This window comes from Roseibium sp. AWQ4_290, assembly GCF_056160985.1.
In genome coordinates, this window is sequence record NZ_JBSWYG010000011.1 from 64,249 (window position 1) to 90,151 (window position 25,903).

21 protein-coding genes are annotated in these 25,903 nt (G+C 59.2%); 14 read left to right on the forward strand and 7 right to left on the reverse strand.

Annotation, left to right across the window (positions count from 1 at the left end):
* Positions 1-37 precede the first annotated feature (37 nt).
* A complete protein-coding gene (gene purN / locus ACXAH0_RS12700) occupies positions 38-685 on the reverse strand; it encodes a phosphoribosylglycinamide formyltransferase (protein WP_475191660.1) in 648 nt (215 codons plus the stop codon).
* Positions 682-1,764, reverse strand: coding sequence for a phosphoribosylformylglycinamidine cyclo-ligase (gene purM, locus ACXAH0_RS12705; protein WP_475191662.1), 1,083 nt, complete (start codon positions 1,762-1,764; stop codon positions 682-684). The genes purN and purM overlap by 4 nt, the downstream gene beginning before the upstream one ends.
* Positions 1,765-2,042: 278 nt before the next feature.
* On the opposite strand from purM, the gene ACXAH0_RS12710 reads away from it, so the two are divergent.
* The 4 genes from ACXAH0_RS12710 (at position 2,043) to ACXAH0_RS12725 (ending at position 7,675) form a co-directional block, all read left to right on the forward strand.
* On the forward strand, positions 2,043-3,140 hold the full coding sequence (locus tag ACXAH0_RS12710) for an AI-2E family transporter (RefSeq protein WP_475191665.1): 1,098 nt from the start codon (positions 2,043-2,045) through the stop codon (positions 3,138-3,140).
* Positions 3,141-3,151: 11 nt separating this feature from the next.
* Positions 3,152-3,832 (forward strand): P-loop NTPase family protein, encoded by a 681-nt coding sequence (locus ACXAH0_RS12715; RefSeq protein ID WP_475175209.1) that lies wholly within the window; start codon positions 3,152-3,154, stop codon positions 3,830-3,832.
* A 110-nt stretch (positions 3,833-3,942) separates the two neighbouring features.
* A complete protein-coding gene (locus tag ACXAH0_RS12720; RefSeq protein WP_475191668.1) occupies positions 3,943-6,153 on the forward strand; it encodes an RNA degradosome polyphosphate kinase in 2,211 nt (736 codons plus the stop codon).
* 1 nt (position 6,154) lies between these two features.
* Complete coding sequence (locus ACXAH0_RS12725; protein WP_475191672.1) at positions 6,155-7,675, forward strand: Ppx/GppA phosphatase family protein; 1,521 nt, start codon at positions 6,155-6,157, stop codon at positions 7,673-7,675.
* Positions 7,676-7,721: 46 nt separating this feature from the next.
* On the opposite strand, the gene rnd is transcribed toward ACXAH0_RS12725, so the two are convergent.
* Positions 7,722-8,900 carry a ribonuclease D gene (gene rnd / locus ACXAH0_RS12730; protein WP_475175332.1) on the reverse strand — a complete coding sequence of 393 codons (1,179 nt, stop codon included), beginning with the start codon at positions 8,898-8,900 and terminating at the stop codon, positions 7,722-7,724.
* Positions 8,901-9,107: 207 nt separating this feature from the next.
* Here rnd and ACXAH0_RS12735 point away from each other — a divergent pair, with 207 nt between their 5' ends.
* From ACXAH0_RS12735 to ACXAH0_RS12745, 3 genes are all read left to right on the forward strand, one after another.
* Positions 9,108-9,734 (forward strand): nucleotide-binding protein, encoded by a 627-nt coding sequence (locus tag ACXAH0_RS12735; RefSeq protein WP_475175202.1) that lies wholly within the window; start codon positions 9,108-9,110, stop codon positions 9,732-9,734.
* Between the two features lie 191 nt (positions 9,735-9,925).
* The gene (aspS, locus tag ACXAH0_RS12740) at positions 9,926-11,707 is read left to right on the forward strand and encodes an aspartate--tRNA ligase (protein WP_475175199.1); all 1,782 of its coding nucleotides are present in this window, start codon (positions 9,926-9,928) and stop codon (positions 11,705-11,707) included.
* A gap of 118 nt (positions 11,708-11,825) precedes the next feature.
* Positions 11,826-13,613 carry an ABC transporter ATP-binding protein gene (locus ACXAH0_RS12745; RefSeq protein ID WP_475191675.1) on the forward strand — a complete coding sequence of 596 codons (1,788 nt, stop codon included), beginning with the start codon at positions 11,826-11,828 and terminating at the stop codon, positions 13,611-13,613.
* Between the two features lie 112 nt (positions 13,614-13,725).
* Here the strand turns inward: ACXAH0_RS12745 and ACXAH0_RS12750 are convergent, their stop codons facing one another.
* Positions 13,726-14,901 carry a hypothetical protein gene (locus ACXAH0_RS12750; protein ID WP_475191677.1) on the reverse strand — a complete coding sequence of 392 codons (1,176 nt, stop codon included), beginning with the start codon at positions 14,899-14,901 and terminating at the stop codon, positions 13,726-13,728.
* Positions 14,902-15,033: 132 nt separating this feature from the next.
* Complete coding sequence (locus ACXAH0_RS12755; protein WP_475191680.1) at positions 15,034-15,927, reverse strand: sugar kinase; 894 nt, start codon at positions 15,925-15,927, stop codon at positions 15,034-15,036.
* 189 nt (positions 15,928-16,116) lie between these two features.
* Here ACXAH0_RS12755 and ACXAH0_RS12760 point away from each other — a divergent pair, with 189 nt between their 5' ends.
* The 4 genes from ACXAH0_RS12760 to ACXAH0_RS12775 all read left to right on the forward strand — a co-directional run bounded on the left by ACXAH0_RS12760 (position 16,117) and on the right by ACXAH0_RS12775 (position 22,702).
* Entirely contained in the window at positions 16,117-17,724 is a 1,608-nt protein-coding gene (locus ACXAH0_RS12760; RefSeq protein WP_475191684.1) for an EAL domain-containing protein, read from the forward strand.
* A 171-nt stretch (positions 17,725-17,895) separates the two neighbouring features.
* Positions 17,896-18,453: a TetR/AcrR family transcriptional regulator gene (locus tag ACXAH0_RS12765; protein WP_475175187.1), complete on the forward strand. Its 558-nt coding sequence runs from the start codon at positions 17,896-17,898 to the stop codon at positions 18,451-18,453.
* A 19-nt stretch (positions 18,454-18,472) separates the two neighbouring features.
* Positions 18,473-19,567, forward strand: coding sequence for an efflux RND transporter periplasmic adaptor subunit (locus ACXAH0_RS12770; protein ID WP_475175184.1), 1,095 nt, complete (start codon positions 18,473-18,475; stop codon positions 19,565-19,567).
* Between the two features lie 33 nt (positions 19,568-19,600).
* On the forward strand, positions 19,601-22,702 hold the full coding sequence (locus ACXAH0_RS12775) for an efflux RND transporter permease subunit (RefSeq protein ID WP_475191689.1): 3,102 nt from the start codon (positions 19,601-19,603) through the stop codon (positions 22,700-22,702).
* A 113-nt stretch (positions 22,703-22,815) separates the two neighbouring features.
* Here the strand turns inward: ACXAH0_RS12775 and ACXAH0_RS12780 are convergent, their stop codons facing one another.
* Positions 22,816-23,259 carry a hypothetical protein gene (locus ACXAH0_RS12780; RefSeq protein ID WP_475191693.1) on the reverse strand — a complete coding sequence of 148 codons (444 nt, stop codon included), beginning with the start codon at positions 23,257-23,259 and terminating at the stop codon, positions 22,816-22,818.
* A gap of 35 nt (positions 23,260-23,294) precedes the next feature.
* Positions 23,295-23,480: a YdcH family protein gene (locus ACXAH0_RS12785; RefSeq protein ID WP_475175177.1), complete on the reverse strand. Its 186-nt coding sequence runs from the start codon at positions 23,478-23,480 to the stop codon at positions 23,295-23,297.
* A 120-nt stretch (positions 23,481-23,600) separates the two neighbouring features.
* Here ACXAH0_RS12785 and ACXAH0_RS12790 point away from each other — a divergent pair, with 120 nt between their 5' ends.
* The 3 genes from ACXAH0_RS12790 to ACXAH0_RS12800 all read left to right on the forward strand — a co-directional run bounded on the left by ACXAH0_RS12790 (position 23,601) and on the right by ACXAH0_RS12800 (position 25,901).
* Entirely contained in the window at positions 23,601-24,536 is a 936-nt protein-coding gene (locus tag ACXAH0_RS12790) for a LysR substrate-binding domain-containing protein (protein WP_475191696.1), read from the forward strand.
* 142 nt (positions 24,537-24,678) lie between these two features.
* Positions 24,679-24,999: an antibiotic biosynthesis monooxygenase family protein gene (locus ACXAH0_RS12795; RefSeq protein ID WP_475191700.1), complete on the forward strand. Its 321-nt coding sequence runs from the start codon at positions 24,679-24,681 to the stop codon at positions 24,997-24,999.
* Positions 25,000-25,046: 47 nt separating this feature from the next.
* Positions 25,047-25,901, forward strand: coding sequence for a GNAT family N-acetyltransferase (locus ACXAH0_RS12800; RefSeq protein WP_475175171.1), 855 nt, complete (start codon positions 25,047-25,049; stop codon positions 25,899-25,901).
* Positions 25,902-25,903 lie beyond the last annotated feature (2 nt).

Genomic DNA, 25,903 nt, shown 5'->3' on the forward strand with positions numbered 1-25,903 from the left:
GCTGGGGCTGCCTCAAAGGGCTCTTTCAGAAGTGCCCCTAAAGCCAGACCAGATCCGGGACGGCCGCCTCTTCAGATCCGGTGAGGACGCGAGCCCCGGATATTTTCGTCCGGCCGCTGGCAACCAGCGCGAGCGCTTGCGGGTAGATCTTGTGTTCCACGTCCAGGACCCGCGCTGCCAGCGTGTCGGGCGTGTCGCGGTCCAGAACGGGCACAGCCCCTTGCGCGATGATTGGCCCGTCATCCATTTCCGCTGAAACGAAATGGACGGTCGCGCCATGCAGCTTGACCCCTTCGTCCAGAGCCCGCTCATGGGTGGCCAGTCCCTTGAAGGAGGGCAGCAGGGCCGGGTGAATGTTGATCATGCGCCCGGCCCAGGCATTGACAAGAAACGGCGTCAGGATGCGCATGAACCCGGCAAGGGCAACCAGTTCGATCTTGTGATCGCGCAGGACCGCATCCAGCGCCTTTTCAAAGGCTTCCCGGTCGCCGCCAAAATCCTTGTGGTCCACCGTTGCGGTTGCAATACCAAACTCGGCGGCCCGCTCCAGGCCCTTGGCCTCGGGCCGGTTGGAAACCACAAGTGAAATCTCAGCCGGATAGCTTGGCGCCATGGAGGCCGAGATCAGAGCGCCCATATTGGTGCCGCGTCCGGAAATCAGAACGGCTGTGCGTTTGCGGCTCATGCGCCAAACCCGAAACTGTTGTCAAACAGCACCGGCTGATCCCCGGCGGCTTCAATCTGGCCGATCCGGGAGACGGTTTCTCCTGCTTCTTCAAGAACGGCAGTCACTGCAGCCACGTCCTCGTCAGAGACCACCAGCACCATACCGATGCCGCAGTTGAAGGTGCGCAGCATTTCGCCTTCGGCAACGCCGCCACTCTTTGCGAGCCAGTCAAACACAGGAGGGGCGGAAATTTGGGCCAGATCGATCCTGGCGGAACAGTTTTCCGGCAGAACCCGGGGCAGGTTTTCCGGCAAGCCGCCGCCGGTGATATGGGCCAGCGCCTTGATGCCGCCGGTGGCTTTCAGGGCGGCCAGCAGCGGTTTGACATAAATCCGGGTCGGTTCCATGAACGCCTGCCCAAGGGTCTTGCCCTTGGCGAAGGGAGCAGCGTCGTCCCAGGAAAAGCCGCTCAGGCCGATGATCTTGCGCACCATGGAAAAGCCATTGGAATGCACACCGGAAGAGGCAAGGCCCAACAGCACATCGCCTTGTCCCACATCCTTGCGCGGCAAGATCCGGCCGCGCTCAACCGCGCCGACGGAAAACCCGGCAAGGTCATAGTCGCCGTCACCATACATTCCCGGCATTTCCGCCGTTTCCCCGCCGATCAGGGCTGCGCCTGCCAGTTTGCAGCCCTCTGCAATCCCGGCCACCACTTCGCTGGCCGTGTCCACATCCAGCGCGCCGGTGGCAAAATAATCGAGGAAAAACAGAGGCTCGGCCCCTTGCACCACCAGATCGTTGACGCACATGGCGACGAGGTCGATGCCGACTGTCTTGTGTTCGCCGGTTTCAATGGCAATCTTCAGCTTGGTGCCGACGCCGTCATTGGCAGCCACAAGGACCGGGTCCTGGAACCCGGCGCCCTTCAGGTCAAACAAGCCGCCGAAACCGCCAATGTCGCTGTCCGCACCGGGGCGCGCCGTTGCTTTGACCAGCGGTTTGATCCGCTTCACAAGTTCGTTGCCGGCATCAATATCAACGCCGGCATCGGCGTAGGTCAGACCATTTTGTCCGGTGGGCTTGGATTGGCTCATGACAGCTCCCGACAGGTTGTGCGCGCGGCCAAGGCCTGCTTGCGTTCAAAAGTCACTGCCGCGCATACAGCCTTGCGGGCGGTTTCACAAGGCCCGGCGCGCGCCATCACCGCAATTCCGCCAGCTCTTGACCGGGGCAGGCCCCCCAACCTATGTGCAGCACGGCTAGGGCTGTAAGACTTGCTGTCCGCGTTGTGGCCTTAGTGGTGTATGGTGGCACGTAGAGTGGCAGTGCTGCCCAGATCTCATTCGATGGATCCCCGTTCGGGAGGAATTTTATGACTTTGCGCCGTCAGGTCCAGTTCTGGCTCATTTCCCTGGCCGTCTTCTGTGTGTTCCTGTTTGTCTTTTCCGGTGTGCTGCTGCCCTTTGTCGCCGGCATGGCGGTTGCTTATCTGCTGGACCCGGTCTGCGACCGGCTGGAAACGCTGGGCATGGGCCGGTTGTGGGCGACGCTGACGATCCTGCTCACTTTCCTTGTGGTGCTGGTGGTGTTCTTTGTGCTGCTGCTGCCGGTCTTAGGCTCGCAGCTTGCGTCCTTCCTGGAGCATTTTCCCGACCTTGTGCGTGGACTGCAGGCGCTTTTGGCAAAGTATTTTCCGGCTAATCTGGCAACATTGGCCGGGCTGTCGCCAACAGATCTTCAATCCTCTCTGACGAATTTGATCGGGCAGGGAGCGTCTTTTGTCGGCAAGCTGGTCCAGTCGATCTGGAGCGGCGGCCAGGCGCTCTTGTCGATCCTGTCGCTTTTTGTCATCACGCCCGTGGTGGCGTTCTATCTGCTGTTGGACTGGGACCATATGGTGGAGCGGATTGACAGCTGGATTCCCAGGGATCACTTGCAGGAAATCCGGGGACTGGCGAGCGAGATGGATGCAGCCGTTGCCGGGTTTGTGCGTGGGCAAGTGTCAGTCTGCGTCATCCTCGGGTTTTTCTATGCGGTTTCTCTTGCACTGGTTGGGCTCAATTTCGGATTGCTGATCGGCATGGCCGCTGGTCTTGTAAGCTTCATTCCGTTTGTGGGCGCTGTGCTTGGCTTTGTTCTGTCCGTCGGCGTGGCGCTGGTCCAGTTCTGGCCCGATTGGCCCTGGATTCTGGTGGTCGGCGGCATCTTTGCGGTTGGGCAGTTTCTGGAAGGCAATGTGCTACAGCCAAAGCTTGTGGGCGAGAGCACGGGGCTGCATCCGGTCACGCTGATGTTTGCCCTGTTTGCCTTTGGATATCTCTTTGGATTTGTGGGGATGTTGATCGCCGTACCGGCCGCAGCAATGATCGGGGTGCTTGCGCGCTTCGGCCTGAAGCAGTACCTAGCAAGCCCGGTTTACAAGGGGATAAGACGTTCCTCAACGGTACCTGAAGAGTTAAGCGAAGAGTAAGTGTTAGGATGATGGGCGAGCCCCCCCGCCAATTGCCGCTGGAACTGCCGCACGAAGCTGCCCTTGGCCGCGATGACTATCTTGTCGGCGCGTCCAACAGGGCCGCCTTTGAGCTGCTGGAACGCTGGCCCGACTGGCCGTCTCCGGTGGTGATCCTGGCCGGTCCTGTGGGCTCGGGCAAAACCCATCTTGTGCGGGCCTTTCAGGAAGACACCGGCGCTGCGGTCTGCGCCGCGCCCGACTTGAGTGAAGCTGCGGTGCAGGATCTGGTGGCCGCGCCGGCTGCGGTCATTGAAAACGCCCATCTTGGCGTGGTGGACACGGCTTTTTTCCATTTGCTGAATGCGTCCCGGCAGGCAGGCAAGAATGTGCTGGTGACCAGCCGCACCTGGCCGGCCAGCTGGAAAATCACGCTGCCGGATCTGATGTCGCGCCTGCGGGCGGCCACCCCGGTGGAGATTCTGGAGCCGGATGACGATCTCCTGCGCCGGGTTCTGGTGAAGCTTTTTGCCGACCGCCAGATTTCCGTTGATTTGGGTGTGGTGGACTATCTCGTCGTACGCATGGAACGCTCGCTGGAGGTTGCCCTGCGCTCGGTGGAAGCCATTGACCAGGAAGCGCTGGCCGGACGGGTCAGGATCACCAAGCCGCTTGTTGGCCGGGTTCTGGAAATTGTGCAAAAAGGACAGTGAGTTGCCGCCTTGCGACATTGGTGTCATTTGACTGTGCGGAACACCATGCTACTGACGGCGGCAGAGAGCCGGGCAAGGGTTGCACAACAAGTCTGAAAAAAGGGCACGCCATGGATGAGACGACCGATCTTTCGGACATTCTTTCCGCATCATCTGATCTGCGGGGGCAGGATGATCCGGCGCCGGAAATCAGCCTGGCCCAGTCGCCCGCCCGGTTCATGAACCGGGAACTGTCCTGGCTCCAGTTCAATTTGCGGGTTCTGGAAGAGGCCATGAACACGTCCCATCCCCTTTTGGAGCGGGTGCGGTTCCTGTCGATTTCAGCCAACAATCTCGATGAATTCTTCATGGTCCGCGTTGCCGGGCTGCGCGGTCAGCAGCGCGCCGAGGTCACGAACCTGTCTGATGACGGGCTGACCCCCACCGAGCAGCTTGAGAAAATCAGCGAGGCGGTGCGCGACCTGCAGGCCACGCAGCAGAAAATCTGGGTTGAGCTGCGCCGGGAAATCGCGGGCAAGGGCATTGAAATCCTCCATGGTGACACGCTGGCCGACAGTGACCGGGCCTGGCTGCAGGACTATTTCCTGTCCTATATCTTCCCGGTGCTGACCCCGCTGGCCATTGATCCGGCCCACCCATTCCCCTTCATTCCCAATCTCGGCTTTTCCATCGTCTTCGATCTGGCGCCTGTGTCGGGCGGGCGCGGCATGATTGCGCTTTTGAGAATTCCGAACCAGGTCGACCGGTTTGTACGCTTGCCCAATGACGGCAATGGTGCAGCGCGGTTCATCGCGATTGAGCGGGTCATCAGCCTGTTTATCGGGCGGTTGTTCCCCGGCTACGAGATTCGCGGCAAGGGCGCGTTCCGGGTCATCCGGGACAGTGATCTGGAAATTGAGGAAGAGGCGGAAGATCTGGTCCGCCTGTTCGAAAGCGCGCTCAAACGGCGCCGCCGGGGCTCGGCCATCCGACTTGAAATTCAAGACACCACCCCGCCTGCATTGCGGGACTTTGTGGCCGATGCGCTTGCAGTGGAAGACAGCGAGATTTTTCTTGCCGATGGCCTCCTGGCCCTGAATAACCTGTCGCAGATTGTCGATCTGGAACGCTCGGACCTGAAATTCGAGCCCTATTCCGCGCGTTTTCCCGAACGTATCCGGGAACATGGCGGGGATTGCCTCTCGGCGATCCACCAGAAGGACATCGTTGTTCACCACCCATATGAATCCTTCGACGTGGTGGTACAGTATCTGCGCCAGGCGGCCCGTGATCCCAATGTTGTGGCCATCAAGCAGACCCTTTACCGGACCTCCAACAATTCCCCCATTGTGAAGGCACTTGCGGAAGCCGCCGAGGCGGGCAAGTCGGTCACTGCGCTGGTGGAGCTGAAAGCGCGCTTTGACGAAGAGGCCAACATCAAATGGGCGCGGGATCTGGAACGGGCCGGTGTTCAGGTGGTGTTCGGCTTTATTGAGCTGAAGACCCATTCCAAACTGTCCATGGTGATCAAACGCGAACATGGCCAGCTGAAGACCTATTGCCATATCGGTACCGGCAATTATCACCCGATTACGGCGCGCATCTATGAGGATCTGTCCTTCTTCACCGATGATCCGGGCATTGCGGCAGATGCGGCCAAGGTGTTCAATTTCATCACCGGCTATGCTGAGCCGGAAGAGCTGCAGCATCTCGTGATTTCTCCAGTCAACCTGCGTCAGCGCATGCTGGAGCTGACGGAAGCCGAATGCGATCATGCCCGGGAAGGCCGTCCGGCACAGATCTGGATGAAGATGAATTCTCTGGTCGACCCGGAAATCATTGATGCGCTGTACCGGGCCAGTCAGGCCGGAGTGCAGATTGATCTTGTCATTCGCGGGATCTGCTGTCTGCGCCCGGGGATTGCGGGCCTGTCGGAAAACATTCGGGTTAAATCGATTGTCGGCCGCTTTCTGGAACATTCACGCATTTTCTGCTTCGGCAATGGCCAGGGGCTGCCGTCGCCGGAAGCCCATGTCTATATCGGCTCTGCCGACCTGATGCCGCGCAATATCGACCGGCGCGTGGAAGTTCTGGCGCCCTTGCTCACCTCGACCGTGCATGAGCAAGTGCTGGACCAGATCATGGTCGCCAATTTGAAGGACAACCAGCAAAGCTGGCGCATTCTGCCTGATGGCAGCCATGAGCGGATTGTCCCGGCCGCCAACGAAGAGCCGTTCAACGCGCACCGTTACTTCATGACCAACCCGTCCTTGTCGGGACGGGGAAAATCCTTGAAGAGCGACCGGCCAAAGCCGTTCCTGAAACGGCAAAAACGAGGATAAGATGAGCAGCCAGTTTCAGCCGGCCCGGGGGCGGCTCAATGGAACCGGACCTGTCGCGGTTGTCGATATCGGCTCCAATTCGGTGCGTCTTGTCATCTATGAGCGCAAGGCACGCACCCCGACCATGCTGTTCAACGAGAAACTGCTGGCCGGCCTTGGCCGCGGGATCGCGGCAACCGGGCGGTTGGCGGAGGAATCCGTCACGATGGCTTTGGGCGAGCTGGCGCGGTTCAAAGCGCTGATCGACCACACGAGCTGCAAGGAACTGCACATCATCGCGACGGCTGCAGCCCGGGATGCGGAAAACGGCCCGGAGTTTGTGCGCGAGGTAGAGCGCTTCCTGGAGGCGCCGGTACGGATTCTCGATGGAAGCGAAGAAGCCTATTATTCGGCCCTTGGTGTGATCGCCGGGTTCTGGCAGCCCCGCGGGATTGTCGGTGATATGGGCGGCGGCAGCCTGGAGCTGGTGGAGATCAAAGGCCAGAAACCGGGCAGCGGGGCGACGTTCCCGCTCGGGGGCTTGCGCCTGTCGGAAGAAGCTGAGGGCAAGATCGCCAAGGCTCGCAGGATCACCGAAGAGGCCCTGAAAGGGTTTGACTGGCCGGACCTCGCGCTTGGGGAACGCACGTTTTATGCCGTGGGCGGCACCTGGCGTTCCCTCGGCCGTCTGCATCTCATGCAGAACAAATATCCGCTGCATGTGATGCACAACTACGAAATCGGCGCTGAAGAGGCGATTGACTTCTGCCGCAGGATTGCCGTGCCCAATCTGGAGGGGGTTGAGCAGGCAGAGGTCGTTTCCAAGCAGCGCCGTCCGCTGGTGCCCATCGGGGCCGTGGTACTGGAGCAGGTGTTGACAGCCATGAAGGCTGAGCGGGTGGTCTTTTCCGCAACCGGCGTGCGCGAAGGGCTGCTGCATGAAAAGCTGCCCGGCGAAATGCAAAGACATGATCCGGTGATCGAAGCGGCCCGCGAATTGTGCATCTTGCGGTCCAGGTCGCCGGACCATGCCGATGAGCTGATCCAATGGACCGATGACATGTTCCGGACCCTGGACATTGAAGAAACGGCCAATGAACGGCGCTTGCGCCACGCGGCCTGTCTCCTGTCGGATATCGGCTGGCGGGCCCATCCCGACTACCGGGGCGAGCAAAGCCTCAACATCATTTCCAATGCGTCTTTTGTCGGGCTGGATCACGCCAGCCGCGCCTATCTGGCCGCAGCCGTTTTCTACCGCCATCAGGGTCTGAGGGAAGGGGCACTGTCCGAGGTGATCCGACATTTGTTCACCGACCGCCTGCGCATCCGGGCAAAGGTGCTGGGGGCGGCGTTGCGGGTGGCGTCCCTGCTCAGCGCGTCAACATCCGGCCTTCTGCCCAAGGTCGGCATTGCCCGCACGGACACTGGCCTGGCGTTCGATCTGGGCGGAGATCAGGCCAATCTGGACGGTGACCGCCTGCGCAAAAGGGCCAGCCAACTGGCCAAGGCAATCGGGGCCGAGGTTCAGATCCGAATCAGATAAGCCGTGGGCTTGCGATATCCTGAAGGAGGATCGCGGCGCGGCTGATCTACTCAGCCGCCTGCTTGGGTTCGGTTTCGCGGGCGCCTTGCGGCAGGGCCACGATTTGCCGGTCCTGGAAGGCGAGGGCGACTTCGCCACGCTTCAGCTGCAGGGCCAATTCTCCGAAGAGCTCCCGGCGCCAGCCTTTCAAAGCGGCCACATCGGCGGTGTCATCGGCCGCGATCTTTTCCAGATCATCGACTGTTGCAATCACCTTGGCGGCAACCCCGTTGGCTTCGCTGACCATTTTCAGGAGCACCTTGAGCAGGTCAACCGCCGCTGCCGATCCGTCCGGCGCCTGCCGGCCCTTGGGCAATTTGGGCAGTTTGCCTTTGGGCACATCAAGGGCCCGGCGCACGGCCTTCAGAATGTCGTCTGCTGCTCTTGACCGCTCAAACCCCCGGGGGATGGTGCGCATACGTCCGAGCGCTTCAGTATCCTGGGGCTGCTGGGCGGCGAGCTCATAGATTGCGTCATCCTTGATGACCCGGCTGCGGGGAACATTGCGCTCTTGCGCCTCGCGCTCGCGCCAGGCCGCCACTTCCATCATCACGGCAAGTTCCACCGGCTTGCGGACCCGAAGCTTCAGCCGTTTCCAGGCCTGGTCCGGGTCGGCCCGGTAGGTGCCGACCGAGGTCAGGACCTGCATTTCGTCCTCGACCCAGTGGCTGCGGCCCTGTTCTGCAAGATTTGCCTTCAGGAACTGGTAGGCATCCCGCAGATGAGTGACATCCGCCAGCGCATAGTCGAGCTGCTTGCTGGTCAGCGGCCGCCGCGCCCAGTCGGTGAAACGGGACGATTTGTCGATGCGCGCACCGGTGACTTTGTAGATAAGCTGGTCATAGGAAATGGAATCGCCAAAGCCGCAGACCATCGCTGCCACCTGCGTGTCGAACAAGGGCGCGGGAATCAGCTCTCCCAGATGATAGACGATCTCGATATCCTGCCGTGCCGCGTGAAACACCTTTGTCACACTGCCGTCGCGCATAAGGTCAAAGAATGGGCTCAGGTCAAGGCCTTCGGACAGGGCGTCGACGATGAATGCCATATCCGGCCCGGCCATCTGAATGACGCAGAGCTTGGGCCAGAAGGTGGTTTCACGGAGAAACTCCGTGTCCACTGTGACGTAATCATTGGCGGCGAGCCGCTCGCAGGCGGAGGCGAGATCTTTTGTTTTTGTAATCACATGCATGGTGACGTTCAGCTATACCCGAGTTCTGCCGCTTTGTCGCCACGAAATGGTAAATTAAGATCTTTGATCTCTTGAAAAAGCGCATTTTGTGCGCCTATGTTGAGGGGCGAAACAAGTTGCCCCGGCCATGGGCCAGAAACGGGGCCAGAAACGGGGCCAGAAACGAGGCCTGAAACGACAGCCGGTGATCGGGGAGCGAAAATGCGCAGGATACTAGTGGTGAATTCCAAGGGCGGATGCGGCAAGACCACGGTTGCCACGAATCTTGCGGTTGCTCTTGCTGCTCGTGGGGAAGATGTGGCGCTGGCAGATGCGGACCGTCAGAAATCAAGCCTGTCCTGGGTCAAGCGGCGGCCCAAGGCACTGACACGGATCGATGGATTGAACTGGACCAAAGAGGAGGCCATTGGCGGCAAGGACAAGTCGCACGATGCCATCGTCATCGATGGGCCTGGCGGCTTGCGCTCGGAACTGGCCAAAACTCTGGTGGCCGAAGCGTCGGACATTGTCGTCCCGGTGCTCGCCTCTGCTTTCGACTGGGATGCGACGCTGAAATTTCTCGACGGCATCTCCGAAATCAAACGCGTGCGCAAGGGCAAGGCAGATATTTTCGTGGTTGCCAACCGCATCAATCCCCGCTCGACCCAGGTCGCGAACCTGGAAAAGACGCTTTCAAAGAAAGGCTATCCCGTGCTGGCGCGGATCTCCGACCGGGTAGCCTATGCCAAACATGCGGCGGCTGGGTCGGGCATATTCGACTACAGCGACATGCGCTCTCACGAGATCCGGGGCCAATGGCACCCCTTGCTGCAGGCTGTGGATACGTGAGGAGCCCCGGGCGGCAGCCAAATCCGCCGCAGGCACGAAAAGGTTCCCGTATTGGAAAGGGGATGCAGGGCGCTCCCGATGCGCCTCTCCCTTGACTTTGGCCGCGCAACATGGCTTGTGCAGCCCGAAACGGCCTGCCTTTGGCGGGCCTAAATAATTTTTCCTGCCAAGAAGAATGCCGAGGAACCAGAATGCACCCCTACCGTAGTCACACGTGCGGTGATCTCCGTCTGTCCGACGAAGGCCAGACCATCCGTCTTTCCGGCTGGGTCCATCGGGTCCGCGATCACGGCGGGGTGCTGTTCATCGATCTGCGTGACCATTACGGCGTGACCCAATGTGTGGTCGATCCGGATTCGGCGGCCTTTTCCCTGGCTGAAACGGTGCGGTCCGAATGGTGTATCCGCATCGACGGCAATGTGAAGAAGCGCACGGACGAGACCATCAATCCGGAGCTGCCGACCGGCGAGGTCGAGATCTTCATCCGCGAGATGGAAATTCTGGGGGCCGCAAAAGAGCTGCCGCTGCCCGTCTTCGGCGATCTGGACTATCCTGAAGAAGTGCGCCTGAAATACCGCTTCCTCGACCTGCGCCGGGAGAAGTTGCACGAGAACATGATATTGCGGTCCAATGTGGTCCGCGATCTGCGAGACCGTATGTGGTCTATCGGCTTCAACGAATTTCAGACCCCGATCATCACCGCGTCTTCTCCGGAAGGAGCCCGGGACTTCCTGGTGCCGTCCCGTCTGCATCCGGGTAAGTTCTATGCCCTGCCGCAGGCGCCGCAGCAGTTCAAGCAGCTGCTGATGGTCTCCGGCTTTGACAAGTATTTCCAGATCGCGCCGTGTTTCCGCGATGAGGATCCCCGGGCGGATCGGTCCCCGACCGACTTCTATCAGCTTGATATGGAGATGTCCTTCGTCACCCAGCAGGAGATCTTCGACACCATCGAGCCGGTGATTGCCGGCTGTTTTGAGCGGTTCGGCAAGGGCCGTCCGGTGAACCGGCAATGGCCGCAGATCGCCTACAAGGAGTCTGCGCTTTGGTATGGTACGGACAAGCCGGACCTGAGAAACCCGATCAAGATGCAGATTGTTTCCGAGCATTTTGCCGGATCCGGCTTTGCCATCTTCGCCAAGCTTCTGGAACAGCCGGGTACGGAAATCCGGGCGATCCCGGCACCGAAAGGCGGCAGCCGGAAATTCTGCGACCGGATGAACAAGTTCGCGCAAGGCGAAGGCCTGCCCGGCATGGGCTATATCTTTTGGCGCAAGGCCGAAGACGGGTCAATGGAAGCGGCCGGTCCGCTGGCCAAGAATATCGGGCCGGAGCGCACGGAAGCCATTCGCGTGCAGCTTGGGCTCGAAGTTGGCGATGCCGCCTTCTTCCTGGGCGGCAAACCGAAACAGTTTGAACCGGTGGCGGCCAAGGCGCGGCTGATCATTGGCGAAGAACTGGGCCATACGGACAAGGACCGCTTCGAATTTGCCTGGATCGTCGATTTCCCGATCTATGAACGTGACGAGGAAACCGGTGAGATCGATTTCGAGCACAATCCCTTCTCCATGCCCCAGGGTGGGATGGAGGCCCTTGAAGGGGATCCGCTGGAAGTGCGCGGCTGGCAATATGATCTGGCCTGTAACGGCCATGAGCTGGTGTCCGGCGCGATTCGGAACCACAAGCCGGAGATCATGTACAAGGCCTTCGAAATCGCCGGTTATCCGGCCGAGGAAGTCGACAAACGCTTTGGCGGTCTGGTGAATGCCTTCCAGTACGGCGCGCCGCCCCATGGTGGCTGTGCGGCTGGTATCGACCGGATGGTGATGCTGCTGGCGGATGAAGCCAATATCCGTGAAGTGATGCTCTTCCCGATGAACCAAAAGGCAGAAGACCTGATGATGGGCGCCCCCGGTGAGCCGACCGCCGCCCAGCTGCGGGAGCTGCATTTGCGGCTGAACCTTCCGGAAGAGTAAGATATCGGTCCTTAACGGACGCCTATCGTTTAAGAGTAGCTCTGTGCTTTTGGCGAGAGGCCGGTTCAACCGGCCTCAGCCGTCAATTGGGTAAAATGCCCCTGGAAAGGAACGCCTCGTGCGCAATCCGTTCAAATCCAAAACCTGGACAGATCCGAAGGGAACGGTGCAGCTGATCAAGCGATTGTTCAGCGAAAATTTCCGGAAATACATCTCGCAATATGCGCTCGCCTTTGTGTTCATGGGGATCATCGCCGCAACGACAGGTGCAAGCGCCTGGATCATGAGAGATGTGGTCAACGAAGTCTTTGTGAACAAAGACGGGCAAATGGTCTATCTGATCGGCTTCGCCGTTCTTGTCATCTTCTCTCTCAAAGGGGTTGCAACCTTCGGGCAGGTGGTTGTTTTGTCTCGGGTGGGCAACCAGATCATCCGGGATTTGCGGAAGAAGATGTTCAATATCCTTCTGCGTCAGGATCAGGCCTACTTTGACAAACACTCCCTTGCGGAGATCAATGTCCAGGTAGGACAAGGGGTTGGCGCAGCCCGCACGACACTCGATCTGGTCATCACCACGCTCGGCCGCGATGTTCTGACGCTGTTTGCGCTGGTCTTCGTGATGATTTTCCAGAACCCTTTTTTGAGCCTGTTTGCCATCGTGATCATGCCTCCAGCCGTTATCGGAGTCACGTTTCTGATCCGCCGGGTCAAGGAATATGTGAAGCGGCAGGTGGTTTCGAACGCCAAGGTCGGGGCCGTCATGCAAGAGACAATTCTCGGCATTCGCATCGTCAAGGCCTTCGGCATGGAACAGACCATGCGCGGCAAGATGGATGTTGGGCTGCTCGAAGTTCAGAAACAGGCCAACAAGATTGCCTCCCTGACCGCTCGCACGTCTCCTCTGATGGATACACTAGGCGGCATCGCGATTGCTTGCGTGATTTTTTATGGCGGGTACTCGGTGATCGAGCTTGGTCATGATCCAGGGGCGCTGTTCTCTTTCATCACCGCGTTGTTGCTCGCCTATGATCCGGCCCGACGGGTGGCGCGGCTGAATGTCAATCTCGGCAAGCAGATTGTGGGATTGCGCATTATGTATGATCTGATCGACCGGAAACCGGGTCTGAGCGATGCGGAGAATGCCACCGATATCGCTGTGGGTGAGGGGGCAATCGAGTTTCAGGACGTGGCCTTCGCCTATGGCGAGAGCGCGGCGTTGCATGGCACCAGCTTTGCCGCAGAACCGGGCCGGATGACGGCCCTTGTCGGAGCGTCTGGCGCGGGGAAGTCGACGGTTTTTGCTCTTCTTGAGCGGTTTTATGATCCGCAGTCCGGCGAAATTCTGATTGATGGCCAGAACCTGAAAAGCGTGACTCAAGCCTCGTTGAGAGAGAACATTGCCTATGTCGGCCAGGACTCTTTCCTCTTCAATCTAAGCCTGAAGGAGAACATTTCCTTCGGCAAACCCGACGCCACCCAGGACGAAATCGAGGCGGCCGCAAAGGCTGCCAATGCTCATGACTTTATCTCTGCTTTGCCGCAGGGCTATGCGTCAAAGGCTGGGCAGGGGGGCAACAACCTGTCGGGCGGACAGCGCCAGAGGATTGCAATTGCGCGGGCCATGCTGCGGGATGCTCCGATCCTGCTTCTGGATGAAGCAACCTCCGCGCTGGATGCGGAATCGGAACACAAGATCCAGACGGCGCTGGAAAAACTCATGGAAGGCCGGACAACACTTGTGATCGCCCATCGGTTGAGCACCGTCCGCCACGCCCACATGATCCATGTGATGGATCAGGGCAAGGTCATTGAAAGCGGTACCCATAATGAGCTTTTTGAGCATGACGGCATTTACCGCCGCCTGTGCGAACTTCAGTTTCAGAGCAAGACAGAAGCTGCCGAATAGTCCGGTCTGGTTTTAAGATCGAAACGCAAAAAGCCCGGACGCGTTTGTCCGGGCTTTTGTTTTTGAAAGGCTAGAGCATCGTGCAGACTTATCGCACGATGCTCTAAGCCGCCTACTGGTTGGCGGTGATGCCCACAGACAGGATCTGCGGGATCATTTGCGGAGCGAACATCGCGGTTCCCATGATCTGGGCGAATGGCACGGGGGCTGCCGGAGAAGCAGCCACTTCCAGGGAACCGGGGGTGGTCAGGAAGTCGCTGACGGACTTGGCAACCTGACCTTCAAAATCCTTGTTCTGCAGCACACCCAGCATGGCGGGCAGCGCACCGGTGAGACTGGCGACATAAGTCGGCGTGTCCAAACCGGCCTTCTTGGCTTCCTGATCCAGAATGCGTCCGGTCAGGGTGTCGTCCTCCAGCCGGATCTTTGCGGTGATGATCGAAACATTCTGGAGAAGGGCGAGGGCGTCTTCCGGGTTCTGGGACTTTTTTTCCAGTTCTTCCACGACCTGGCGGGTGACGCCGCCAAGCGTGAGGGCAAGAGACAGGCTTGCCGCATCTTTGGCATCGATCTTCAGGTCCGGAATGACAATGGTTGCCGCCTCCGGATCCCAGGTCGCAGAGGCTGCGATATCCATCGTAAGGGTGTCATAGCCGAGTTCGCGCAGGGTCTTTGTTTCATCTGCTTCAAGCTCGTTGACGTCAATGGTCGCTCCGGTGACGGCGAAGCGGCCCGCCGTCGGCAGATCACCGTCCATGGCGTCAATGGAGGAGGAAATGGCTGCGATATCGGCAACCTTGCCGTCTTCGTCCGTCACCTTGATGTTCTTCACATCAAACGTGCGGTAGCCAGGGTTCGCCGGCTTGTCCTTGGCTGCAGCTTCTTTGGGAGACGGCAGCACCAGATCCGTCACATCCAGGCTTTCCAGTGTCATGCCGCCATCATCGGCAGTCAGGCTCAGGGCCGACACGCCGAGGCTTTCGAGTTTGAGACGGCCATTGGCGAGTATTACGCCACCTGTCAGCACCGTGGACGCGATCGAGACTTTTTCGTCTTTGTCGTCTTCGTTTGTCAGGACAAGGTTTTCAATCGTCACCGCTCCGCCGGACTCAGAGACGTTGCCATAGCCTTCAACAACTCCTTCCTGAGCATCCAGGACCTCAAGAAACGCATCGGCAACCGCATTGCCTGTGGGCTCGAACGCCCAGGCCGTCCCGGTTTGTAGGGCAATCAGGCTGACGGCAGTGGCCAGTCCGGTCAAGGTGCTGCGCGCGGGCGAAAACATCATTTAAGAACTCCAAGGAGACTATGGGCGCTCACTCTGCTTCATGTCGCAGAAGGAGGCAAGGTGAAAGCAAGTGCTCTGGACGCCGAGTGGCAAAGCCGGTCAATGGCGTCCAAAACTATATAGGCAGGCCTGTCAGTTTTTCTCGGAAAAACGGTGCCGGGCCCGGTCGATATCCTCCAGACTTGGCAGGCTTGCCTCGTTGCCCAGGTGCTGAATGGCGTGTGTAGATGCTCCGCGGGCAAAGGAGAAATGGTCCTCCCACGCCAGCTCCGGATGGTGCAGATAGGACGCAATGTAAGCCCCGTGGAAAACGTCGCCAGCCCCGTTGGAATCCAGCACCTTGTTCAAAGGCACATCAAGAGCCGGCAGGACCCGGTCGGGTCCGGAGCCCTCATACCAGACGGTGCCTTGTTCGCCGAGCGTGACCGCGCCAACAGGGCAGTTTCTGGATCTGAGATAGGCCAGGGTCTCGCCCGTGGTTTTGCCAAGCTGCTGGCAGAACCGTTCCGAGACCACCGCAACATCGATATGGCCCAGCAATTCGTCCGTATTCTCACGCACGGCTCCACCATCAAGAGAGGTCAGGATGCCCTGATCCCGGCAGGCCGAAGCGTAGTGCAGGGCGGCGTCCGGCATGTGGCCGTCCAGATGCAGCGCGCGCATTCCGGTCAGCGTCAGGGGGGGGAAGGGGTGCAGGAATTCATTGTCGCGGCAGCGGACAATGGCGCGCTTGCCGTTCTTGGGCATGATGAAGGACAGCGAGGATTCGCGCACTTTGCGCCCATGGATCGAAATGCCGTAGGCAGCGGCCATGTCCAGAAACATGCGGGCCAGCCAGTCATCGGCCTGGGAACACAGCAGCTCAGGCCGGCAGCCCAGTTTGGCGCAGCAGAATGCGGCCGTAACCGCATTGCCGCCAAAACTGATGGCATAGTCCTCGGCAATGGTCTTTTCGTCGCCGCTCGGCAGGGTGTCGGTCAAAAATGTAACGTCGATATAGGCTTGGCCGATAAACAGCGCCTGCATGAACAACTCCCTTCATCCCGGACCTTCGCTCCTGCACCCTAGTCACGGCGCGGTCCGGTTAGCTTTGATCTGGATGAAACCTTGCCATCTTCAGTCCTTGTTTACCCAGATCGTCCATGGTCAGAAAGCGTTAATTGGTAAACAGGCCCCGTTTTGTCTTTCCGGTATGTTGGCTTTGCAAAGACCGTATTGCTCGCCCTTGTTCTGGCGACAACGCCGCTCTTTGTCATCAACGTCATCCTCAATCAATTTGCCGAAAGCCGGGCCGTGACCGAAATGGAGGCCATGGGCCAGGTTTCCATTCACCGGGCCGAGGAAGCCATCAGCACCACGGTGACGCTCTTGCAGCGCCTGGACCGTGACGATGTGCAGACCTGCAGCGCCGAAGACCGGGTCATTTACGAAAAGCTCATTATCGAGAACGGCATGATCGATGCCATCGGTCTGGCGGATGCGGATGGCCAGCGCATGTGCATCATTCCGGACCGGGAACTGGCGGGAGAGATTGTCCTGCCGCCGGTGCGCGCCGATGGTCCGCTTGTCGGCATCGGCATGCTCGACCGGGAATATCTCGGGGCCAGGGCGGCCGTGATCAGCTGGGATCTGAAGGACGGCACAAGGATCTTTGCCGAGGTCACCCCGGCGGTCATTGCCATGGATCCCGGGCCAGAATATCTGCGCTCCTACCGCCGCTCGGAGCTGCGTCTTGGAAATGACCTGCTCTGGTATCATGTGGGCGGGTACAATTCCGAAGGCTCTAAACCTGAAGGGGTTCTGTCGGTCGATGTGCCTTCAGAACTCTACCCGCTGGTGGCCACCATTACGGCGCCGGAAACCGCAGCACTTCATGTGGTCAAGGACCTGAAAGTGGTCGCGGCCACGGCCTGTGTCGGGATTGCGGTCCTGTTCGTGGCCATCGGTGTCTGGTTCTCCTGGCGGCCGGAAAACGAGGCCAACGATGAATTTGTTGCGGCGATCCGCAATGGCGAATTCATTCCCTATTACCAGCCTGTCATGGATATTGAGACCCTGCGGCTGCGCGGCTGTGAAGTGCTGATGCGCTGGCGCCGCCCGAATGGCATGATCGTGTCGCCCGGGCAGTTCATGGCCTATGCGGAAAACAATGGCCACATCTTCGACATGACCCGGCACATGATGCGACTTGCAAGCGAAGAAGTCGGCGATCTTTATGGCGACAATCCGGATTTCAAACTGTCGATCAACCTCTTTGCCGGCCATTTCCTCGATCGGGAGGTGGTCTCCGATATCAAGACGATCTTTGAAAAATCCAAAATCTCGTTCCAACAGATCGTGGTCGAGGTCACCGAGCGCCACCCGCTTGAGGACATGGAACTGGCCCGCAAGATCATGTCTGAACTTCAGGCTCTCGGGGTCCGCATTGCACTGGACGATGTGGGCACAGGCCATGGCGGTATGGCCTATCTGCAGAAGCTCGGTGTGGATATCATCAAGATCGACAAGATGTTCATCGACACGATTGGTTCCGACGACAGTTCCACCACGATTGTTGATTCCATGGTTGAGTTGGCGGACAATCTGGGCATGGGCATTATCGCCGAGGGCGTGGAGCAGGAAGACCAGATCGAACGGCTGCTGGAGCTTGGCGTCACCGCCGCCCAGGGCTATTATTTTGCTCCTCCAATGCCTGCGAAAGACTTCGTAGAATTCTCCGAGCGGATGGAAGAAGAAGCGCGGGAACGCGCAAGGCTTGCCGCAGAAGCCGCCGCTGCAGAACAGGCCGCCAACGAAGCGGCCATGGCGGATGCGGCCGCCTAATCGACTGCGACTGGCCAATTTCGAGCCGGTTGTCTTCACCGGACGGCTTGAAAGCATACGAAAATCAGGTCTCGTGCCACAGCCTTGAACAGGTGGTGCCGAAGTTTTGTTCTTTACTGTACCGTCCAGACGGTATAGGAGCGCAGGATGGGACAGACTGGGCGGTAATTGATGTCGGCGAAGGCTTCGCGAACGAAACAGGATTCCAAAACTGAAATTCTGAGTGCGGCGATCAGTCTGATACGCCGAGAAGGTGCCGCGAGCCTGACAATTGACGCGGTGGCCGAAGAGAGCGGCTTTTCCAAGGGAGGCGTGCTCTACAATTTTCCGACAAAGGATGCCCTGATCACCGGGATGGTGGGTTTTCTCGGGGCCCAGTTCGAAGCCGATGTCCAGTCGGCCAGGGCCAGAAACACGGGTTCACAGTCCCCGACCTTAAGCGGCATGATTGATGTTACCGAGCGGTGGCTCGAGACACGCCGAGACATTGCCCAGGCCATTCTGGCAACAACCGCAAGCCGGCCGGAACTCAGTGACCCGTTCCTGCAGGTCCGCAAGCGGTTGAAACAGGCCATTTGCGAGGAAATGAGCGACGTGAACCGGGCAATGGCCATCTGGGCCGGTCTGGAAGGTCTTCATTTCACAACGGCCCACAGCGTTTCAATTCTCAGCGAAAACGAATTGGCAGGCGTTCTGCAGGACTTGCGGCGCCGCCTTGAACACGATTGAACATATGACGGAAAACCTGATGCGTGGATTTCAAAGAACCGTGGCCGCCCGTTGGGCTGGGATCTTCCTGACAGCCGGATTGCTGGCCTCATGCCAGGATGAGGCCACCGATCCGGTGGCAGAGGCGGAAGCCAAACTGCATGCGGCGCCGCGGCCGGCAAAGATCTTCACCGTAAATGACCAGATCGGCCTGATCGAACGGCGCTTTGCCGGGCGGGTTGCGGCAGTCAAAACCGTTGATCTGTCATTCCAGGTCGCGGGCAAACTGGTGGAGCTGCCGGTGCTGGAGAGCCAGGACGTGAAGCGGGGGGACCTGATCGCCAAGCTCGACACGACCGACTATGACCGTGCCGTGCGGGAGGCGACTATTAAGGTCGAGCAGGAAAAGCGCGAACTGGACCGGCTGGAGACCTTGCGCGAGCGCTCCGTGATCTCCCAGTCCTCTTATGACGAGCAGAAGAACGATTACGACCTTGCTGTGGAAGATCTGAAAGAGGCGCGCCAGAACCTGGACTATACCACCCTTGAGGCCCCGTTTGACGGCATCGTCTCCCTGCGGCTGGTGGACAACTTCACCACAGTCGACGTGGCGACACCGATTGTGCGCATGCAGGATGTGTCGGAAGTCCAGGTCGATATCAACGTTGCCGAAGCGCTGTTCGGAAGGGTCACCGCTTCAGATGTCGCATCGACGGAAGCAAGCTTTCCAGCTTATGGCGACAAGGTGTTTCCGCTGGAATACCGCGAACACTCCAGTCAGGTGGACGAGGTGACGCAGACCTACCGGATCACCCTGGCCATGCCCCGTGCGCAAGCTGAAGGGCTGTCCCCGGGGATGACTGCAACGGTGATTGTGAAATTCCTGCCCGAGGGCTTTGAGCTCGGTGAACAGTTTCTGGTTCCTTCCGCTTCGATCGCAGTGGACGGGGAAGGGGGCACCTACGTCTGGAAATTCTCCGAAGACACTGGAGCCGTGGCCAAGCAGCCGGTCGAGATTGGCACGATCATGGGAGACTATATACCCGTGCGATCCGGCCTCAAGGCCGGAGACGAGATCGTTTCCGCAGGTGTTGCCTATCTGAGCGACGGTCAGGTCGTTCAGCGTTTGCACTGATCCCCTTTACGACAGCTACAAGGATCACACACCTTGGATATTGCACGCTACTCCATCCAGAAGCCGGTCAACACCTGGATGATCGTCGTCATGTCTTTGCTGGGCGGGCTGTGGGGGCTGACCTCCGTGGGCCGTTTGGAAGACCCCGCTTTCACCATCAAGGAAGCCCAGGTCATCACGGCCTATCCCGGCGCCACGGCAGCCGAAGTGGAAAACGAAGTCACCGAAATTCTGGAGACCGCGATCCAGCAGATGCCGCAACTGGACAAGATCCGATCCGTGTCCGAGCCGGGCCTGTCGCGGATCAGTGTCGAAATCAAACCAACCTATGACGGTACCGAATTGCCTCAGGTCTGGGATGAGCTGCGCCGGAAAGTGGGCGACGAGATCCGCAACCTTCCCGAAGGCGCCCAGACCCCGCTGGTCTATGACAGCTATGGCGATGTCTATGGGCTGTTTTACGCCTTCACCGCTGACGGATACACCAACCGGGACATTCGCGACACGGTCAAACGGATCCGGCGGGAGCTGCTGGCTGTTCCGGGGGTTGGCAAAGTGGAGATTGCCGGCGAACCGGAAGATGTCATCTACCTGAATGTCGATCAGGACAAGATGGCCGGACTGGATATCTCCATGAGCGATATTGTCAGCGTTCTGGACGCGGAAAACAGCATTCAGACCAATGGCTCGGCGATTTCAGGCCAGGCTCGCATCCGCATCATGACCCCGTCTGCCTTTGATGACTTCCGGGGCATTCAGGATCTGGTGATCGGCCGGGCCGGCTCCACGGCCATGATCCGCCTGTCCGATATCGCAACCCTGGAACTGGGGGAACCGGAGCAGCCGGACCGTCTGATCCACCACAACGGCCACAAGGCGGTCACTATAGGTGTGTCACAGGTGGACGGTACCAATATCGTCGAGGTCGGCAACCGGGTCATCGACAAACTCGCCCAGATCGAGGCGCAATTGCCGGTCGGCATGGAAATCCACCCGATCTATGAGCAGAATGTTGTGGTGGATGCCTCGGTCAACGGTTTCATTCTCAATCTGGCTGCCTCCGTCGTGATCGTGATCGCCGTCCTGGCGGTCTTCATGGGCTGGCGGGCGGCGCTGGTGGTGGGAACTGTGCTGCTTTTGACGGTGATGGCAACGGTCCTGTTCATGCGCATCTTTGCCATTGAAATGGAGCGGATCTCCCTTGGCGCCCTGATCATTGCCATGGGAATGCTGGTCGACAATGCGATCGTGGTCGCCGAAGGCATGATGATCAATATGCAGCGGGGCCAGAAAGCCATTGATGCGGCCAGCCAGGTCGTCCGTCAGACCAAGTGGCCGCTGCTGGGGGCAACCGTGATTGGCATCATGGCCTTTTCCGGGATTGGCCTGTCCCCGGACGCAACGGGGGAATTCCTGTTCTCCCTCTTTGCGGTCATTGGTATTTCCCTGCTTCTGTCCTGGGTCTTTGCCGTCACGGTGACACCCCTCTTCGGCAAGTATTTCTTCCGCACCGCGACCGGAGATCTGAAAGGGCATGATCCCTACAAGGGCATTTTCTATGCGCTTTACCGCCGCTTTCTGGTGGCTGCACTGCATGTTCGCCTTCTAACAGTAGCCGCTCTCATAGGCATTACGGTGGCCTGTGTCATGGCCTTTGGCAATGTGAAACAGGCTTTCTTCCCGGACAGTAACACGCCGATCTTCTACATCCACTACTGGTTGCCGCAAGGTACAGATATCCGGTCCACGGAAGCCGATCTGAAGGCGATGGAGGATATCATCCTGGCAGATGAGCGGGTTGTGACTGTGACGAGTTTTGCCGGGGGCGGGGCCACGCGCTTCATGCTCACCTATGGGCCTGAAGATCCCAATCCGGCCTATGGCCACATGCTGATCCGCACCCATAGCCGGGATGACATCAACATGCTGGCGCTGGATCTGCGCAAGACTTTCGGCGAAATGTTTCCGGCAGCGCAGGTGATCACAAAACGTCTGGTCTTCGGGCCCGGCGGTGGAGCCAAGATCGAGGCCCGCTTCTCCGGTCCCGATGCCAATGTGCTGAAGCGGCTCGACGATGAGGCCCAGGCGATCTTCTCCCTGCCGGAGAACAAGCTTGCGGATGTAAACACCGACTGGCGCCAGCGCGAGCTGGTTGTGAGGCCGATCTTTGACGAAAACAGGTCCCGTATTTCCGGGGTCACCCGGGAAGAACTGTCCCTGTCGCTGCAATTTGCGACCGAAGGGGTCCAGACCGGTGCCTACCGGGATGTGGATGAAAGCATTCCGATCGTTGCCCGGAAGGCTGGAACACATGGCATTTCGGTGAATGAAAGCGTGTCCGACTCTCTGGTGTGGAGCACCGGTCAGCGCCGCTATATCCCGATGGACCAGGTGGTGCAGGAATTCGTCATGGAACCGCAGGACACGCTGATACACCGGCGGGACCGGGTCCGGACCCTGACCGTGAAGGCGGAAACGACGGCGGGCGAAACGGCCTCGGCTGCCCTTGCCCGGGTCCGGCCACAGATCGAAGCGATGGCGCTCCCTCCCGGCTATGCTCTGGAATGGGGCGGCGAATATGAAAGCACCAATGACGCTCAGAAATCCCTTGGTGCCCAGCTTCCGCTCGGTTTTCTGGTGATGCTGATCATTTCCATCCTGCTGTTCGGCTCGGTCCGTCAGCCGCTGATCATCTGGCTGATGGTGCCCATGTCGATCAACGGGGTTGCGATTGCACTTCTGGCAACGGACACGCCCTTCGGCTTCATGTCACTGCTTGGCTTCCTGTCCCTGTCCGGCATGCTGATCAAGAATGCCATCGTTCTGCTGGAAGAGATCGACCGGCTGATCGAGGAAGAGGGCATGGAAAAATATCCGGCCATCGTGACAGCGAGTGTGTCGCGTATGCGGCCTGTTCTTTTGGCGGCCGTCACGACGATCCTCGGCATGGCACCACTTTTGTCGGATGCGTTCTTCCGGGGCATGGCGGTCACGATCATGGGCGGGCTTGCCTTTGCGACCGTGCTGACCTTGATTGCTGCCCCAGTGCTCTATGCCCTGTTTTTCCGGGTCCGTCCGGCGAAAAAGGGCGCGACAGGACGGGGCGCGGGCATTGGCGAGGCCAGCCCGGCCTGACGGTTCAGCCGGTTCGCTTCAGAAAAAAACCCGTCCGCGTGGCCTGTGCGCGGACGGGTTGATCCAGCGGTGTGGCGTTTCCGGGCTTCGGAAGGAGATCCCGGGCCGGGCTGTCAACCGGCAGCCATCTCACGCTGGACGGTCGACTTGGCGACCTTGATGTTGTCGAGCACCTTTGGGCAGCTGGTGCTCGAGACCTGCTTTTCAGACAGGAAGGACGTCATGCGTGCTTCCAGATCCAGCAGCCGGGCTTTGCGGGATAGGCCAGGCTGCATCGCAGGAAAGAACGTGGGCAGGGGCGTCCTGATAGGTGCCGGTGCTGGCATCTGGGACACAGATCTGCGCGGGTACTCTGAGCGTGGTGCCTTTCTGGGGGCACTCGGCGCACCTGACGCTGCGTTCTCCGGTTTGGCCCCATCACCCGATGACTTTGCCGCGTGATCGGCCTCGGTCTGCAAGACTTTCCTGCGGGCCTGTCCGGCCGGCCCAAGCGCGGTCAGCTGACCCATGATCAGGGCGTTTCGGTAAAATGCCAACCAGGGCCAGAACGGGGTCATGAGGCTCCTCCTTTCAATGGGGCCGTAAAGCGGTGTCAGTAGGCAAGACGGTTGCTGTTGAGACCGGTTTCAATCCTTGAGATTTCATCGCGCAGCCGCAGCTTGAATTTCTTCAGGGACCGGATGTGCTGGGTGTCGGGATAGGGATGCAACTCCTCGCGCCGAATCAGGCTGTCCAGCGTGTTGTGCTGGCTGCGCAGGGATTTTAAACGGTTGTACATCGCCTATCTCCATAACGTTAGCTGTTGTTGCTACCCACGATATGGGATGGAATTGACATAGAAGAAATACATTGTTTGTATCACACCAATAGAAGAAATCTATTGACCAGAGGAGACGGCATGCGATTCCGGCCATCCCCCCGCCAGCTTGACTATTTCATCGCCCTGGCAGAGACCTTGCACTTCGGCAAGGCGGCGGAAAAATGCCATGTGTCCCAACCGACTTTGTCCTCACAATTCAAGCTCTTGGAAGAGCAGCTGGGCAGCAGTCTGCTGGAACGGGGCAATGGTGGTATTGCGCTGACGGCGGCTGGAGAACGGCTCTTGCCGCTGGCCCGGCAGGCGCTGGAAAGTTTGGACGAAATTGTGATCGAAGCCCAGGCAGGGCGCTCCAATCTTGGTGGGCTGATCCGTCTTGGCGTCTCACCGACCTTCGGTCCGTATTTCATGCCGTATCTGTTGCCGATTCTCAAACGGGCCTTTCCCGATCTGGAACTCTATATCCGGGAGGACCGGCCGAACCTTCTGGAAGACGGGCTGGCGTCCGGCGCCCTTGATTGTATCATCTCTCCGGACATCACCCCGTCTGCCCAGCTGGCAGAGCGTGAGCTCTGCCGGGAAGATGTTCGTCTGGCCGTGCCCCTGTCCCATCCCTTTGCCGGTCTGGATGTGGTGCCGGTCTCGCTTTTGAAGGGCGAGAAACTGTTGTCCTTGGGGCAGGGCTTCCGCCTGCACAATGACGTTCAGGCCCTTGCCCGGGCCGCCGGAGCCGACTTCCTGCAGGACTATGAGGGCACCAGTCTGGACGCGTTGCGCCAGATGGCTTCGATTGGCATGGGGCTGGCGCTGTTTCCGGCCGCCTATATTGCCTCTGAATTCGCCAAGGAACCCAATCTCCTTCTTAAAAAAGTGGATGGAATTGCCATGCGCCGGATCATGTACCTGGTCTGGCGCAGCGGCAGTTCCCGTGCGTCCCATTACGAGAAACTGTTGTCCCTTGCGCTTGAGGCTGTCGAGAGCATGCGTGCACAAGGTGTCGAGGCGGCACTACGCTGAAGGGGCTGTCATTAAGAACAGGGTGAAGGTGCACCTGCCTGCGGATCTGGATATCGCCTTGGGATAAGGGCCGGGGACGTGCTTGCTGCACCTGTAAAATCGTGCCAGCCTCGTAGCGTCGGGGCAGAGGAGGAGGAGACCCATGCCTGAGATATCCAGCGGAAGTGATTGCCAGACTGTTATCACCACGTTCGAAATGACACCGGGAACCTGTTTCGATCTTCTCGACGAGCTGAAGGACGCCTATGAAGAGTTCATCCGGCACCAGCCGGGATTTATTGGCGCAGGGCTGCATGTCAATGATGCCCAGACACGGATTGCCAACTACTCCCAATGGCGCCGGCGAGAGGATTTTCTGGCGATGCTGCGCACGCCGGAAATGCGTGACCGCAACCGGCGTATCCATGCGCTTTGCAAAAGCTTTGAACCGGTCATGTATGATGTCGCCGAAAGTTTTAACTGACGCCTGACACTCATCAGTTTTCCAAACAGACAATTCTCCGGACCACCATGTCTTATACCATCACCGATTGCCAGGGCCTTGAGCCTGGGCGGCTCTGTGCGGCCATGAACGAGGCATTTGCCGACTATCCCGTCCCCCTCAGCAAGACGGTTGATAAATTCGTCGATTTCCAGAAACAGCGTGGATTTTCTGCGGAATTCTCTTTCGTGGCCCGGCAGGGAGACGACATAGCCGCATTCTGGTTCTCCACGGTCCCGCTTGGCGCTTATGCAGGGCGGGCCTACACCGTATCGGTGGGCACGCTCCCGGCGCACCGCCGGAAAGGCCTGTCCCGGCAGCTCTTGAAAGCTGTCGCCGAGCGCCAGCAAAATGCTGCTGCCAAGGGCCTTCAGCTGGAGGTCATGCATGCCAATGAAAAGGCGGTGCAGGCCTACCGGACCTTCGGATTTGTGGACCACCGGCCCTTGCGGGTCTGCAGGGTTCCGCTTCAGGTCCCCGGCCTCCAGGGAGCGCCCTCCGTGACGCTGGAAAAGGTGGCAGCGCAGGATCTTCCTCAGGACGAAAGCGTCTATTTTGATACGCTGCCCACCCCGCAGAATTGCAGGGAGGCGCTGAAGGCGCTTGGCGGCAAGGTCCATCTGGTGGGCGCGCGGGAGGGCCGCCAGCTGCTGGGCTGGGCCGCCATTTATCCCGATGGAGCTCTGGCCCAGATTGCGGTTCACAAGGTGCACCGCCGCAAGGGCATCGGGACGTCCCTGCTGTCAGCGCTGAAACAGGCCATTGACGCGGACTTCCTGCGCTTTGTCAATGTGGATGCGGGCTCAATTGCGGTGAATGCCTTCATGGACAAGGCGGGTGCTGAGGATCTGCTCTACCAGCAGGAAATGCATCTCGTTTTCTGAGG

Excerpts from the sequence above, each read along its gene's own strand:
- ACXAH0_RS12750 (WP_475191677.1), bottom strand. The coding sequence starts at position 14,901 with ATGATGTTTTCGCCCGCGCGCAGCACCTTGACCGGACTGGCCACTGCC.
- ACXAH0_RS12790 (WP_475191696.1), top strand. The coding sequence starts at position 23,601 with ATGCGATTCCGGCCATCCCCCCGCCAGCTTGACTATTTCATCGCCCTG.
- ACXAH0_RS12800 (WP_475175171.1), top strand. The coding sequence starts at position 25,047 with ATGTCTTATACCATCACCGATTGCCAGGGCCTTGAGCCTGGGCGGCTC.
- ACXAH0_RS12780 (WP_475191693.1), bottom strand. The coding sequence starts at position 23,259 with ATGACCCCGTTCTGGCCCTGGTTGGCATTTTACCGAAACGCCCTGATC.
- ACXAH0_RS12715 (WP_475175209.1), top strand. The coding sequence starts at position 3,152 with ATGGGCGAGCCCCCCCGCCAATTGCCGCTGGAACTGCCGCACGAAGCT.
- aspS (WP_475175199.1), top strand. The coding sequence starts at position 9,926 with ATGCACCCCTACCGTAGTCACACGTGCGGTGATCTCCGTCTGTCCGAC.
- ACXAH0_RS12795 (WP_475191700.1), top strand. The coding sequence starts at position 24,679 with ATGCCTGAGATATCCAGCGGAAGTGATTGCCAGACTGTTATCACCACG.
- ACXAH0_RS12755 (WP_475191680.1), bottom strand. The coding sequence starts at position 15,927 with ATGCAGGCGCTGTTTATCGGCCAAGCCTATATCGACGTTACATTTTTG.
- ACXAH0_RS12765 (WP_475175187.1), top strand. The coding sequence starts at position 17,896 with ATGTCGGCGAAGGCTTCGCGAACGAAACAGGATTCCAAAACTGAAATT.
- purN (WP_475191660.1), bottom strand. The coding sequence starts at position 685 with ATGAGCCGCAAACGCACAGCCGTTCTGATTTCCGGACGCGGCACCAAT.
- purM (WP_475191662.1), bottom strand. The coding sequence starts at position 1,764 with ATGAGCCAATCCAAGCCCACCGGACAAAATGGTCTGACCTACGCCGAT.
- ACXAH0_RS12725 (WP_475191672.1), top strand. The coding sequence starts at position 6,155 with ATGAGCAGCCAGTTTCAGCCGGCCCGGGGGCGGCTCAATGGAACCGGA.
- ACXAH0_RS12735 (WP_475175202.1), top strand. The coding sequence starts at position 9,108 with ATGCGCAGGATACTAGTGGTGAATTCCAAGGGCGGATGCGGCAAGACC.
- ACXAH0_RS12785 (WP_475175177.1), bottom strand. The coding sequence starts at position 23,480 with ATGTACAACCGTTTAAAATCCCTGCGCAGCCAGCACAACACGCTGGAC.
- ACXAH0_RS12770 (WP_475175184.1), top strand. The coding sequence starts at position 18,473 with ATGCGTGGATTTCAAAGAACCGTGGCCGCCCGTTGGGCTGGGATCTTC.
- ACXAH0_RS12720 (WP_475191668.1), top strand. The coding sequence starts at position 3,943 with ATGGATGAGACGACCGATCTTTCGGACATTCTTTCCGCATCATCTGAT.
- ACXAH0_RS12710 (WP_475191665.1), top strand. The coding sequence starts at position 2,043 with ATGACTTTGCGCCGTCAGGTCCAGTTCTGGCTCATTTCCCTGGCCGTC.